Annotated in this window: 14 protein-coding genes and 1 pseudogene; 8 read left to right on the plus strand and 7 right to left on the minus strand. The window is 59.5% G+C overall.

The window, feature by feature from the left end:
* Positions 1–23: 23 nt before the first annotated feature.
* Positions 24–254 (minus strand): hypothetical protein, encoded by a 231-nt coding sequence (locus LOY31_RS14760; protein ID WP_127800904.1) that lies wholly within the window; start codon positions 252–254, stop codon positions 24–26.
* A 282-nt stretch (positions 255–536) separates the two neighbouring features.
* Here LOY31_RS14760 and LOY31_RS14765 point away from each other — a divergent pair, with 282 nt between their 5' ends.
* Complete coding sequence (locus LOY31_RS14765) at positions 537–1,337, plus strand: DUF1206 domain-containing protein (protein WP_221533256.1); 801 nt, start codon at positions 537–539, stop codon at positions 1,335–1,337.
* On the opposite strand, the gene LOY31_RS14770 is transcribed toward LOY31_RS14765, so the two are convergent.
* A complete protein-coding gene (locus LOY31_RS14770) occupies positions 1,331–2,245 on the minus strand; it encodes a LysR substrate-binding domain-containing protein (RefSeq protein WP_011334135.1) in 915 nt (304 codons plus the stop codon). The two genes, LOY31_RS14765 and LOY31_RS14770, sit on opposite strands and share 7 nt — an antisense overlap.
* Positions 2,246–2,443: 198 nt before the next feature.
* Between LOY31_RS14770 and LOY31_RS14775 the strand changes: the two genes are divergently transcribed.
* The 4 genes from LOY31_RS14775 (at position 2,444) to LOY31_RS14790 (ending at position 6,474) form a co-directional block, all read left to right on the plus strand.
* The gene (locus LOY31_RS14775; protein ID WP_064381592.1) at positions 2,444–3,193 is read left to right on the plus strand and encodes an SDR family NAD(P)-dependent oxidoreductase; all 750 of its coding nucleotides are present in this window, start codon (positions 2,444–2,446) and stop codon (positions 3,191–3,193) included.
* A gap of 97 nt (positions 3,194–3,290) precedes the next feature.
* On the plus strand, positions 3,291–4,610 hold the full coding sequence (locus LOY31_RS14780) for an MFS transporter (RefSeq protein WP_258711735.1): 1,320 nt from the start codon (positions 3,291–3,293) through the stop codon (positions 4,608–4,610).
* Positions 4,607–5,455: a transketolase gene (locus LOY31_RS14785; protein WP_221533254.1), complete on the plus strand. Its 849-nt coding sequence runs from the start codon at positions 4,607–4,609 to the stop codon at positions 5,453–5,455. Before LOY31_RS14780 ends, LOY31_RS14785 begins: the two co-directional genes overlap by 4 nt.
* Complete coding sequence (locus tag LOY31_RS14790) at positions 5,452–6,474, plus strand: transketolase family protein (protein ID WP_221533253.1); 1,023 nt, start codon at positions 5,452–5,454, stop codon at positions 6,472–6,474. Before LOY31_RS14785 ends, LOY31_RS14790 begins: the two co-directional genes overlap by 4 nt.
* Before the next feature lie 27 nt (positions 6,475–6,501).
* Here LOY31_RS14790 and LOY31_RS14795 read toward each other — a convergent pair whose 3' ends face one another.
* Positions 6,502–7,473: a GlxA family transcriptional regulator gene (locus LOY31_RS14795; protein ID WP_221533252.1), complete on the minus strand. Its 972-nt coding sequence runs from the start codon at positions 7,471–7,473 to the stop codon at positions 6,502–6,504.
* 105 nt (positions 7,474–7,578) lie between these two features.
* Between LOY31_RS14795 and LOY31_RS14800 the strand changes: the two genes are divergently transcribed.
* Positions 7,579–8,376, plus strand: coding sequence for an SDR family oxidoreductase (locus LOY31_RS14800; RefSeq protein WP_221533251.1), 798 nt, complete (start codon positions 7,579–7,581; stop codon positions 8,374–8,376).
* Positions 8,377–8,412: 36 nt separating this feature from the next.
* Positions 8,413–8,604: pseudogene (locus LOY31_RS14805) on the plus strand (SDR family NAD(P)-dependent oxidoreductase); the annotation flags it as partial.
* A 48-nt stretch (positions 8,605–8,652) separates the two neighbouring features.
* On the opposite strand, the gene LOY31_RS14810 reads toward LOY31_RS14805, so the two are convergent.
* On the minus strand, positions 8,653–8,781 hold the full coding sequence (locus LOY31_RS14810; RefSeq protein WP_221533250.1) for a YbdD/YjiX family protein: 129 nt from the start codon (positions 8,779–8,781) through the stop codon (positions 8,653–8,655).
* Positions 8,782–9,897 carry an aromatic ring-hydroxylating dioxygenase subunit alpha gene (locus LOY31_RS14815; protein ID WP_258711736.1) on the minus strand — a complete coding sequence of 372 codons (1,116 nt, stop codon included), beginning with the start codon at positions 9,895–9,897 and terminating at the stop codon, positions 8,782–8,784.
* A gap of 227 nt (positions 9,898–10,124) precedes the next feature.
* On the opposite strand from LOY31_RS14815, the gene LOY31_RS14820 reads away from it, so the two are divergent.
* A complete protein-coding gene (locus LOY31_RS14820; RefSeq protein ID WP_258711737.1) occupies positions 10,125–11,588 on the plus strand; it encodes an aldehyde dehydrogenase family protein in 1,464 nt (487 codons plus the stop codon).
* A 61-nt stretch (positions 11,589–11,649) separates the two neighbouring features.
* On the opposite strand, the gene LOY31_RS14825 is transcribed toward LOY31_RS14820, so the two are convergent.
* Both LOY31_RS14825 and LOY31_RS14830 read right to left on the minus strand, forming a co-directional pair.
* Positions 11,650–12,138 carry an Lrp/AsnC family transcriptional regulator gene (locus tag LOY31_RS14825; RefSeq protein WP_027616181.1) on the minus strand — a complete coding sequence of 163 codons (489 nt, stop codon included), beginning with the start codon at positions 12,136–12,138 and terminating at the stop codon, positions 11,650–11,652.
* A gap of 45 nt (positions 12,139–12,183) precedes the next feature.
* Positions 12,184–12,840, minus strand: coding sequence for a 2-haloalkanoic acid dehalogenase (locus LOY31_RS14830; RefSeq protein WP_085603625.1), 657 nt, complete (start codon positions 12,838–12,840; stop codon positions 12,184–12,186).
* Between the last annotated feature and the right edge of the window lie 87 nt (positions 12,841–12,927).

The raw sequence follows: 12,927 nt of genomic DNA on the forward strand, positions 1-12,927 counted from the left end.
ATCGATTCAATCAGCCGATCTGATCAGCCTCGCGACAATGACTTCAAACGCTCCACCAGCGCGGCTTCGAAAATGATGTACAGCCTCTCGGCATCGCCGGCACGCAAGGCCCCGCCGGTTTCCAGTCCCAGCACGAAACCATCCGCCCGCGCCCCTGCCTTGACAGCAATGATCATCGAGTCTGCCCGGACAATCTGCGCCAGCATCCGGTCCGCTTCTCGCTGAATCTTGTCGCCCAACACCACGCCTTCCACATCGCCACCCAATACGTTCAATTAGACATCCAGTACATGACCGCGATAACCGCTGAAACCCAGATGATGGTCAATACAATCGAGTAACCAGCCAGTTGCTTGTCCATTTTCACCACGGCATCAATAGAATCTGAATGATGGGTCAGGATCGTCCCGCTCGCAACGTCAGCTCGTCCCCTTCATCCATCGCGCTACAGGTAAAACGTACGATCTCCGATTCGTAACAGAACCCCTTTCAGCAACAAGGGTCAGCTCTCTTAATACACCTCGGAAATCTCTCCAATGTCCGCGCAACGCAGTCTCGTCATACTCGCTCGGGGCGGATACGCCGCTCGCGGAGTGCTTTATTTGATCATCGGCATATTTGCGTTATTGGCTGCCCATGATTCGACAAAACCCAAGGACAGTCACAAGAGTCTGGAAGCCTTGCTGAGCCAGCCGTTCGGCTATTTTCTGGTGGGCCTTGTGGTGGCGGGTCTGCTTGCGTTCGCAGCCTGGCGTGTCCTGCAAGCGATACGCGATGTCGATCATCACGGCACGCAGCTCAAAGGTCTGGTGATTCGTGCAGGCCTGTTTGCAGGAGGTCTGGTCAACGGTGCTCTGGCGTTTTTTGCATTGGGACTGCTTGTGAGTGGTAGCCGAAGTTCGAGCCATTCCGCAGAGCAGACCAAAGACTGGCTGGCGCATCTTTTGTCGTGGGAACACTCGAATTTATTGTTGTACCTGATTGCGCTCATTCCGCTGGGGGTTGGCGTTGCTCACATCATCAAAGGATGGAAGGCCTCGTTCGAGAAGTATTTTGAGGCCGACGAAGAGGTCATGCGCTATGTCCGTCCGGTGTCTCGCTTCGGTCTGATCGCTCGCGGCGTCGTGTTTATGGAGATTGCTTTGCTGCTGGCCGTCAGCGGTTCAGCCTATCAAGCCATGGACCCGCCTGGCATGAAGGAAGCGCTGGACGCGCTGCAGAATCTGCCCGCTGGATGGCTTCTTTTGATCGTAATGGCCCTGGGGCTGATTGCGTTCTCGGTTTACAGTTTCTCAGAAGCGTGTTGGCGCAAGATCAATATGGATGTGCTTCAGTAACTGAAGTCATGCCCCAACTCACGCTGCATCCATTCCAGAAAACGCCTCACCCGTGGAAACCCCGCATGCGCCTTCGGGAAAACCAGGTGGTGTGCGGTGATCGGGGCGCTCAACCCGGGAATGACTTCAACCAACTCGCCGCGCGCCAGGTAGTCCTGCGCCAGCAGCGTGCTTTCCAGTGCAAAACCAAGACCGTGGCTGGCGGCCTCGAGGGTCATGTAGGAGCGGTCAAAGCTCAAGGTATAGGGGCTTTCAGGGCGCGACAGCCCGTGTTGAGCAAACAGTTGCGGCCACTTGATCAGCGTCGCCTCCGACAGGATCAGGTTGCAGTCCAGCAAGTCGGCGACGGCGCGGATCGGGCGTTTTTCCAGAAGTTTGGGCGATGCGAGGACCGCGATTTTTTCGTTGCGCAACGTGCGCACTTCGAAACTTGGCCAGTTCGGCATGCCGTGGCGGATGTCCACGTCGATCTTGTCCCGACTGAAGTGCAGCGATTCATAGGAGCATGAGAGATTGAGCTGAATGTCGGGATGGCTCTCGCGAAACTGTTCCAGGCGCGGCATCAGCCACAGCAGGCCGAAGCTGGGTGATGAATGCAATCGCAGGCAGTCGAGGCTGACATCACTGGTCGCACGCTCCGTTGCCACCGCCAGGCTGTGCAGGATGCCGGATATCTCGGACAGGTATTGCTCGCCCACGGGCGTCAACGTCACTCCCCTCGCCGTTCTGAGGAACAGCTGTCGCCCGATCATCGCCTCGAGTTTGGCCAGTTGGTGACTGACTGCCGAGGGCGTCAGGTCCAGCACTTCGGCCGCACGTGCGACGTTGCCAAAGCGCGCAGTTTGCTCAAAGGCCTGAATGGCTTTCAGCGGTGGCAGGATCGGCGGTGCTTCGCCAGATGAACTCATGATGATGGTTATTCCGCTGCAAGTGGCTGAGGCCGGGCGTTCGGCTATTCAAACACCGCAATCGCATGTTGGCGAGTGCTGAATTTTTTTCAGCATCCAGTGAAGTTTGCGTTATTGCTCAGGGTCGTTACGGGAGACAAGCTGAGTCATCGGTTCTGCACGGACCGACTCAATAACAACAATCAGAGGTTTTCTCCCATGCTTCTTCAAGGCAAAGTCGCGATCATCACAGGTGCTGCCTCCGCACGTGGTATCGGCCGCGCGACAGCTACGACCTTCGCTCAACATGGCGCCCGGGTGGTGATTCTGGATCTGGACGCATCCGCTGCCCGCGATGCCGCTGCCTCTTTGGGCGAGGGTCATCTCGGCCTGGCTGCCAACGTCGCCGACGAGTCCCAGGTGCAGCAGGCTGTCGCCACCGTCATCGAACACTTTGGCCGGATCGACATACTGGTCAACAATGCCGGCATCACCCAACCCCTCAAGACCCTCGATATCCGCCCCGGTGATTACGACAAGGTGCTGGACGTCAGCCTGCGCGGTACGTTGCTGATGTCCCAGGCGGTGATTCCGCTCATGCGCCAGCAAGCCAGCGGCAGCATCGTGTGCATGTCTTCGGTTTCCGCGCAGCGCGGCGGCGGCATTTTTGGCGGGCCTCATTACAGCGCCGCCAAGGCCGGTGTGCTGGGTCTGGCCAAGGCCATGGCGCGTGAACTGGGGCCGGACAACGTACGCGTCAACTCCATTGCTCCCGGCCTGATTCACACCGACATTACTGGCGGCCTGATGCAGGACGAACGCCGCCACGCGATCATCGACGGCATTCCGCTGGGTCGTCTGGGCGAGGCGCAGGATGTGGCCAATGCGGCGCTGTTCCTGGCCAGCGACCTGTCCTCCTATCTGACCGGCATCACCCTGGATGTGAACGGCGGCATGCTAATTCACTGACACACGTGGCGGGCCTCGCGGCCCGTGCGGTTCTGGATCGATGATACGGCCGGGCATTCTTGCCCGGCGGTCAATAAAAACAAGAGATCAGACCATCATGACTACCCTGTCGCTCGAAGCCGTTTCGGCGGTGCGTTCCAACGCCTACCGTAAAACCGCATGGCGCCTGATGCCGTTCCTGATGCTGTGCTACCTGTGCGCCTACCTCGATCGCGTCAACGTCGGCTTTGCCAAACTGCAAATGATGAACGATCTGGCGCTCAGCGAAACAGTCTACGGGCTGGGTGCCGGCATGTTCTTCATCGGCTACTTTCTCTGCGAAGTGCCCAGCAACATCATCCTGCACAAGGTCGGCGCGCGAGTCTGGATCGCGCGCATCATGATCACCTGGGGCATTGTTTCCGCCCTCTTCGCCTTCGTCGAAACCGCCTGGCAGTTCTACGCCCTGCGCTTTCTGCTGGGCATTGCCGAAGCCGGCCTGGCGCCGGGTCTGCTGCTGTACCTCACCTACTGGTTTCCGTCCTACCGGCGCGCGCGCATGACGGTGTTGTGGTTCATCGCCATCCCGTTGTCGGGCATGGTCGGCGGTCCGCTCTCCGGGTGGATCATGAACCACTTCGCCGGTATGCACGGCTGGGCCGGCTGGCAATGGATGTTTGTGCTGGAGGCTGTGCCTACGGTGGTTGTCGGACTGCTGGTGCTCAGCTACCTCAAGGATGGCGTGCATCAGGCCAGTTGGCTCAACGACGACGAAAAAGCCCTGATCACGCGTGAGCTGGCGGAGGACGATCAGAAGAAGGTGACGCATGCGTCCGTGGGCGAATTCATTCGTGACCGTCGCCTCTGGCTGCTCGCGGGGATCTATTTCTGTGTGGTGATGGGGCAGTACGCAATCACCTTCTGGCTGCCGACCCTTGTGCGTAATGCCGGGGTCTCCGATCCGATGAAGATCGGCCTGCTGACCAGCCTGCCGTACCTCTGTGCCATCGCCGCCATGTTGCTGGTCGGACGCAGTGGCGACAAACATCGCGAACGCCGCTGGCACCTGATCGTGCCGATGATCGCCGGGGCCATCGGCCTGACCCTCGCGGCGCTGATGGGAGGCAATGTGATGCTGTCCATTCTCAGTCTGTGCCTGGCGGCTTCCGGCATCCTGTCAGCGACCTCGCTGTTCTGGATGCTCCCGACCACGCTGCTCGGCGGTGTCTCCGCTGCGGCAGGCATCGCCGCCGTCAACAGTTTCGCCAACCTTGCCGGCTTCTGCTCGCCCTACCTGATTGGCTGGATAACCACACTCACCGGCTCCAGCGCTATCGGCATGTATCTGATCACCGGCGTATTGCTGATCGGCGCCTCGCTGGTCCTGCGCATTCCCCCGCTCTGGTCAATCGTTGATTTACAGGAGAATTCACCATGACTGCCAACCTTTCATTCACAACACCCCAGACGCTGGCCGAGCGCGCCCACAACATTCGCCGCCATGCCTTGCGCATGGGCCAGGTGCAAGGCCAGGGCTACGTCGGTCAGGCCCTCGGTGCCGCCGACCTGCTCGCGGTCGCCTACTTCCATGCGCTGAGCTATCGCCCCGAAGACCCGGCGTGGGAGCCGCGTGATCGGTTCTATCTGTCGATCGGTCACTACGCGATTGCGCTGTACGCGGCGCTGATCGAAGCCGAGATCATTCCGCTCGATGAGCTTGAAACCTACGGTTCGGATGACAGCCGATTGCCGATGTCGGGCATGGCCGCCTACACGCCGGGCATGGAAATCACCGGTGGTTCGCTGGGTCAGGGGCTGGGCATCGCCGTCGGGGCCTGCCTGGGTCTCAAGCGCAAGGGCTCGACATCGTTCGTCTACAACCTGCTGTCGGACGGCGAGCTGAACGAAGGTTCGACCTGGGAAGCCGTGATGTCGGCCTCGCACTGGAAGCTCGACAACCTGATCGCCATCGTCGACGTCAACAATCAGCAAGCGGACGGCCACTCCAGCGAGATCCTGTCGTTCGAACCCATCATGGATCGCTGGAAAGCGTTCGGATGGTTCACCCAGCGCGTCGACGGCAATGATCTGGACGCACTGGTCGAAGCCTTCGATGCCGCCCGCCACCACCCCGGCGCTCAGCCACGGGTGATCATCTGCGACACCACCATGGGCAAAGGTGTGCCCTTCCTCGAAAACCGCGAAAAGACCCATTTCATCCGTGTGGACGAACACGAATGGGATCTGGCACTGACCACGCTTGAAGAAGGAAAAAACCAATGAGCAACGCAGCCAACACACCGACCTCGACTGGCGAACCGATCAAGAAGCGCCTGACCACCTCGGCGATGATTGCCTCGATTGCCTCCGAAGGCCAAGCCACCCGCTCAGCACCTTTTGGCCATGCATTGACCGCACTGGCGGATCAGCGTCCGGACATCGTCGGCCTCTCTGCTGACCTTTCCAAGTACACCGACCTGCACATTTTCGCCAAGGCCCATCCCGAGCGCTTCTATCAGATGGGCATGGCCGAACAGTTGCTCATGAGTGCGGCCGCAGGCATGGCCCGCGAAGGCTTCGTACCGTTCGCCACCACGTATGCGGTGTTCGCCTCGCGTCGCGCCTATGACTTCATCTGCATGGCGATTGCCGAGGAAAACCTCAACGTCAAAATCGTTTGCGGATTGCCCGGCCTCACCACCGGTTACGGCCCCAGCCACCAGGCCACCGATGACCTGGCGATCTTCCGGGCGATGCCCAACCTGATGATCGTCGACCCTTGTGACGCACTGGAAATCGAACAGGCCGTGCCCGCCATCGCCGCGCATCAGGGGCCGGTCTACATGCGGCTGCTGCGCGGCAACGTGCCGCTGGTGCTGGATGAGTACGGGTATCAATTCGAGATCGGCAAGGCCAAGACCCTGCGCACCGGCAACGATGTCCTGATCATCTCGACCGGGTTGATGACCATGCGCGCATTGGAGGCCGCCAAGGCGCTGCAGACTGATGGCGTCGATGTCGCCGTGCTACACGTGCCGACGATCAAACCGCTGGATGAACAGACCATTCTCGCCGAGGCCCGCAAGTCTGGCCGGCTGGTGGTTACCGCAGAAAACAGCTCGATTATTGGCGGGCTGGGTGAAGCGGTTGCCGGGGTACTGCTGCGCAACGGCGTGACGCCGACGTTCAGGCAGATCGCGTTGCCCGACGCGTTCCTCGACGCCGGCGCACTGCCGACACTGCATGATCGCTACGGCATTTCCACCGAGGCCGTCTGCGCGCAAATCAAGTCCTGGCTTTGACCGCTGGCTGATAGGGGTGCTTACGGATTAGCGCCCCGATGAGGTGTATTCCCCCTGGCCGATCCGCCTGGCATCCCTTCGAACCGCCTGCGGCGGAACGCCAAACCCTCGCATGAATACTTCGCGCATGTGGCGACGGTCTCGAAACCCCGTTTCCTTCGCCACGCGGTCCAGACTGTGACGACTTTGCTCGATCATCACGCGAGCGGCCTCCAGACGCAGGCTTTCAACAGCCTTGGCCGGTGACTGGCCTGTCTCGGCGGTAAACACCCGGGTGAATTGTCTGGGACTCAAGTGCACGACGTCGGCAAGTTCCTCCACGCTGAGCGGGCGGTCCAGGTGCGTGCGCGCATACTCCAGCGCGCTTTGGATACGGTCCGACTTTGGAGCAAGCGTAAGCAGTTCCGAATGCTGGGACTGCCCACCCGAACGCCGTTGATGCATGACCAGTTTGTGCGCCACCGACCTGGCCACATCGGTGCCCAGATCCTTTTCCACCATGCCCAACGCCATGTCCAGCGCGGCTGTCATGCCTGCCGACGTCCAGACGGGACCGTCGACGATAAAGATCCGGTCTTCCTCGACCTCGATTCTTGGATGCAGCTCACGGAGCTTGTTCGCATAGGACCAGTGGGTGGTCGCCCTTCGATCGTCCAGAACCCCAGCCTGCGCCAGAACGAACGAGCCGGTGCACAAACCTGCTGTGCGTCGAGCTCCATCGACGAAGGCGCGCACGCAGGCCAGCACCTCTTCACCTGGCGGGTTCAAGGGGGTCAGCGTACCGGTAATCATCCAGGTGTCGGCCAATCCCGGGGCGCCCAGAGGCAGCGTGTCGATGTACATGCCCAACGAAGAACGCACTGTCCCACCGTCGATCGAGAAGTTCTGGATCTTGTAGATATCTTCCCCCGCAACGATGTTGGTGAACTCGAATACAGCCTGGGTTGCCAGGGACATCACCTGAAAACCCTCGGTAATCAGATAGCCGACGCGATGCATGACTGAACTCCTTTTTTAATGTCCTTAAACACTACCATATACGTCGTTTAAGACATCAGTCCCCTCCTTCATCATGGCTCCACAAACAACCCACGGAGCTTGATCATGACGCAACAATACAAAGGCACTGCGCTCATCACCGGCGCGTCCACCGGAATCGGCTCGATTTACGCCGAACACCTTGCCCGCCGGGGTTACGATCTCGTGCTGGTGGCGCGCAACCGCGAACGTCTGAACGCACTGGCCAGTCGTCTGACCAGCGAAACCCGGCAGAACATCGAAGTGTTGCAGGCCGATCTTGGCCGCCCCGAGGACCTCGCCAAGGTAGAACGCAAGTTGCGCGAGGACGCCAGCATCACCTTGCTGGTCAACAATGCCGGTATCGGCACCCATACCGGCCTGCTGGAGAGTGATGTCGAGCGGATGGCCGAGATGATCACGCTGAACGTCACCGCCCTTACCCGCCTGACCTACGCCGCGATTCCAGGTTTTGTCGCCCGTGAACAAGGCGCCGTGATCAATATTTCGTCGATCGTCAGCCTGGCGCCGGAGTTGCTCAACGGCGTGTACGGCGGCAGTAAAGCCTACGTCACCGCGTTTACCCAGTCCCTGCACAAGGAACTCTCGGATAAAGGCATCCGGATTCAGGCTGTCCTGCCAGGCGCAACCGCGACGGACTTCTGGCAAATCGGTGGATTGCCTGTCGAGCATCTGGATCCGGGCATCGTGATGTCGGCCCAGGACCTGGTCGCCGGCGCCCTGCAGGACTTCGACAACGGCGTGCTGATCTCAATCCCCTCGATGCACGACCTGCAAGGTTACGAGCGTTACGAAGCCAGCCGCCAGGCCTTGTTCTCCGGGCTCTCGAGCAACCGGCTCGCGCCGCGCTACAACGTCAACTGATCGCTATCAAAAGGATATGAATCATGAAACTCAGCGCTCACCGGCGGCACTTCCGGCATTGGCCGCGCTTTGGCCGAGGCATTTCACCAGCGCGGCAATCAGGTCATCATCGCGGGCCGTCGCCAGGCCCTGCTGGATGAGATTGCTCGGGCCAATCCGGGAATCGACACCGTCCAGCTGGACATCAATGACCCGCAGCAAATCAAGGCCGTCGCCCAGGAAGTCATAGAGGAGGACATCTGAAGGCGATGGACGACGAGCGCGCTGAGGACCAAATCAGCAGCAACGCGTCGTGCATTGCCGTCCGCCGTAACGGGCTTTTTGCCGCTCTTCGAAAAACTCTTTGTAGGTCATTACCGGCTCGCCTGGATGACTGGCGGTTCGGAGTGCCAGATCGACACCCATCTATTCTCGTTCGTGGGTAACGTCCACCAAGGGAATGGGCTCAATCGCCCAAGCGCGAACATGACGACGTTCGGGGCCGGGAACCGCGCACGCCATACGCCCCGTAAACGTGCGCGCAAGACGCTCTTCATCGATACGCCAGCCGCGCTGCTCCAGTGCCAGCACGCCTCTGCGAAAGGCAATCTGCAGTGCATCGGATTTCAATGAAACCTCTTGCTGAAACGAGTCCGGCACGCGCTCGGGCCGCACGTTTTTCAGCACAGCGTGATCTTGTTCGAAAATACGGATATTGCTGGCAATGAACCTGCGATCCAGCAGTCGGGAACGCAGGAATGTTCTGCCCATCATCCACCAGGTTCGCGTGCGATTGGCGTCAATCGGGACATGCGCCGAGACGATGTAGATCCGCCATCCATTCGGCAACTCAAGCTCCAGCGTCGTGCACGGACCAGACAAATGAAACCCCGGCACAGTGACCACACTGACAAACTCGGTGGATGATTTGCGCCGTAACAGCCCTTTGCGCGCAGGCCTGCGCATAAGCATTTGTGCCTTGCCGCTCCACATATCGCTTTCGACATCAAACGATTCAATCTCGGGATGATCCGGATCGCCAAAAGTTGAGCCATGAACAAACGGTGCATGCGCAAAATCGAGGCCGTTTTCAATAATCCGGTCCCAACTGGCCTCCCAGTCAAAATGGCCCGATACCACCCGCACGGCAGGATCGTCGATCCAGTCGAGTGCGGGTAGCGGCGGACGCTCAGGCTCAGGCAGGTCCCCTAGAAATGCCCAGATCCAGCCGTAGCGCTCCAGCGTCGGATAGGCGTCGACGCGGGCCTTGGCAGGAATTCGCAGGTCCGGCTGCGCAGGTATATGCGTGCAAACCCCATCCGCACCAAATCGCCAGCCGTGATAGGGGCATTGCACACTGTTGCCCACCCTTCTGCCGCCCGACAACGATCCGCCGCGATGCACGCAAACATCCGAAAGCACGTGAGCGACGCCAGCGTCATCACGGAACGCAACAAAAGGCTGTCCGAGCAAACGAACCGGCATCAGTCCGTCAGTCAGTTGCGACGATGGAAGAACGACGTACCAGAGGTTGGTGAGCATGAGTGCGTGCGACCTGTCAGGTTGGAAAGATAAAACAGAGACAACGTCCGCCCCTGAGAAACAGCAGATTATCCCTTGCCGACTTCAAGAACGGCATATTTCGACTGAGCCCTTTTGCTAGCTTATTCAAACCACAGGACACCGCATGTACCGGTGCCCTGGCGCCGCTCTGCCCTCCCTCCTCCTGCTGTTAACAGCCCCCATCAGTCCTCTAAGGAGCTAGTTGGATGACAACACAATCTTCTAATACCTACGCCGTGGATTCGCATACGTCTCAACAGTTTTATATCAATGGAGGCTGGTGTTCGCCGGCAACGCCTGGCAGTTTGCCCGTGGTCAATCCGGCGACTGAAAGTGTAGTTGCAGAGGTTGCCAGCGGATCGGCCGAAGACGTTGATCGGGCCGTCGCTGCGGCGCGTGCGGCGTTTCCTCGCTGGTCTGCGACTTCCGCCGAAGCGCGCGCGGGTTTTCTTGGGAAGATTTACGACCTGATCCTTGAGCGAAAAGAGTCGCTTGCGCAGGCGCTTTCTCTGGAAATGGGCGCTGCCATCGGTTTTGCCCGAGCGATGCAAGTGCCCTTGGCGGCCGAACACGTTCGGATTGCTCGTGACCTGCTGTCCACCTATCGCTTCCAGACGGTCGAAAGCGGTACCGCAATTGAACGCGAACCCATCGGTGTCTGCGGTCTCATTACCCCCTGGAACTGGCCGCTGTATCAAATCACCGCCAAAGTGGCTCCAGCTATTGCCGCTGGATGCACTGTGGTGCTGAAGCCGAGCGAACTGTCACCGCTGAGCGCCCTTCTTTTCGCCCAACTGGTGCATGACGCCGGCCTGCCACCGGGTGTCTTCAATCTGGTAAATGGCACGGGCTCCGAGGTCGGCGGCGCCATGGCTGCGCACCCGGATATCGATATGATTTCGATCACCGGATCAAACCGCGCAGGTGCGCTGGTCGCACAGGCAGCCGCCCCTACAGTGAAACGCGTCACCCAGGAACTGGGCGGCAAGTCACCCAACGTGCTGCTGCCTGATGCCGACTTCGCCAACGTCGTGCCACTGGGCGTGATGACGGCATTTCGCAATGTCGGGCAATCCTGCAGCGCCCCGACCAGAATGATCGTACCCAGGGACCGGCTCGCGGAAGTCGAGGCACTGGCCGCTGCAACCGCGAACGCGATCATTGTGGGGGATCCACAATCGGAAGAGACGGTACTCGGTCCGATAGCCAATGAGGCCCAGTTCAAGCGCGTGCAAGCCATGATCGAATCGGGCCTGAGTGAAGGGGCCAAACTCGTCTGCGGCGGACCAGGACGGATGCCTGGTCATGAAACGGGCTTCTATGCCCGACCGACTGTATTTTCCGAGGTTGATTCGAGCATGCGCATTGCCCAGGAGGAAATCTTCGGGCCCGTGCTGTGCATCATTGCCTATGAAACGCTCGATGAGGCTGTCGCGATCGCCAACGACACGGTGTATGGACTGAGCGCCCACGTTCAATCCCGCGACCTTGATCATGCACGCGCCGTTGCCTCACGCATCCGCGCAGGACAAGTGCTGCTCAACCACCCGGCCTGGAATCCCATGGCCCCGTTCGGTGGCTACAAACGATCGGGCAATGGTCGTGAATTTGGTGTCTACGGCTTTGAGGAATATCTGGAAACCAAAGCCATCGTCGGCTTTGGTGGCTAGCACACAATGGGGGACAGCGAGCTGTCCCCTATTGGTTCGCACCTGATGGATGTAGGGAGCTTCAGTGCCGCAACAACTTGCGCAACGGCACACCGTCCTTGAGCACTGGGGACTTGATAACGATGTAGCTGAAGTACTTGGAAATGCCGATGTTTTTATCCAGCAGGCTTTCAATCACTTCCTGATAGTGCTGAATACTGCGCGTCATGAAGCGCACCAGATAATCGTAGCCACCACTGATCAAATGGCACTCGAGCACCTCATCCACCAACCTAATGTTCGACTCGAACTTGGCGAAGTCTTCGCGCTTGTGGTCACTCAGGGTGATTTCGGTGAAGACCGTTACCGATTCGGTGATCTTCGCCAGGTTCAGGTGTGCCTTGTAGCTGGAAATGTACCCGGCCGATTCCAGCCGCTTGACCCGTTGCAGACAGGGGCTGGCCGACAATCCCACGGCGTCGGCCAGGCTGACATTGGTCATGCGCCCGTCCTTCTGCAACTCAACCAGGATACTGATGTCGATGCGGTCCAGTTTGACTAAACCTTCCATTGCGAACCTCTTGACTGCCATTTGTAGGACAATCTACTAGCAAAATCAGCGCCGTAAAGACAGCTGATGTTGTGCGACCAGGTCAGCCATGCTGTTGATGCAATAATCCGCAGCGCATGGGGTCGGTTGTTTGCCCCGTTCGCGACCGATCAGACACACATCGGTCAGCGCCGGGCCGCGGGCGGCGGGTCGGGTTACCCGCAGTATGTGTACCGGCTTCAGCTCGTTGGCATTCAACCATTCCTCGTCCCGCAGCGGATCGCTGGCCAGCGAAATAAAGTCATCGGCCACAATCCCCAGATGCTCGCACAACACGGCGCGATCCTCGGCATCCCGGTCGCCCACCACCAACAGGCGATAAAACTTGCGCAAGTACAGCATCGCTCCCGGTGCGTCTTCGAACAATGACCAGTTGGCAGCAGAGCGCGCGAAACTCATGCCCTCCTCCCAACTGGCTTTCAGGCTCCAGCGCTCGGCCAATTGGCGATGGGCAAAACACAGCAATCCACTGAAGCCCAGTTCGGCAAAGCGGGGATAGAGCCCCTGCACCACCTCGCGAAACTCGCCCAGCACCTGTTCCTTGTCCGGGCGCCCGCCCCGGCTGTCGAGCAACGGCTGCAGCGCTGCCCAGACACCCGAATCGCGGTCAACCAGGACTTCGTCGCAATCGATGAGCAGTGCTCGATATTCAGTCAGCCCCATGGTGTACACAGCCTCCGATGATGCGTTTCATCAATCCGTGCGCCAAAAAGGTTCAGCGACGCTGGCCAGCGACCGCGCGGCTGAACC

It is taken from the genome of Pseudomonas sp. B21-021, from assembly GCF_024749205.1.
GTDB lineage: Bacteria > Pseudomonadota > Gammaproteobacteria > Pseudomonadales > Pseudomonadaceae > Aquipseudomonas > Aquipseudomonas paraglycinae.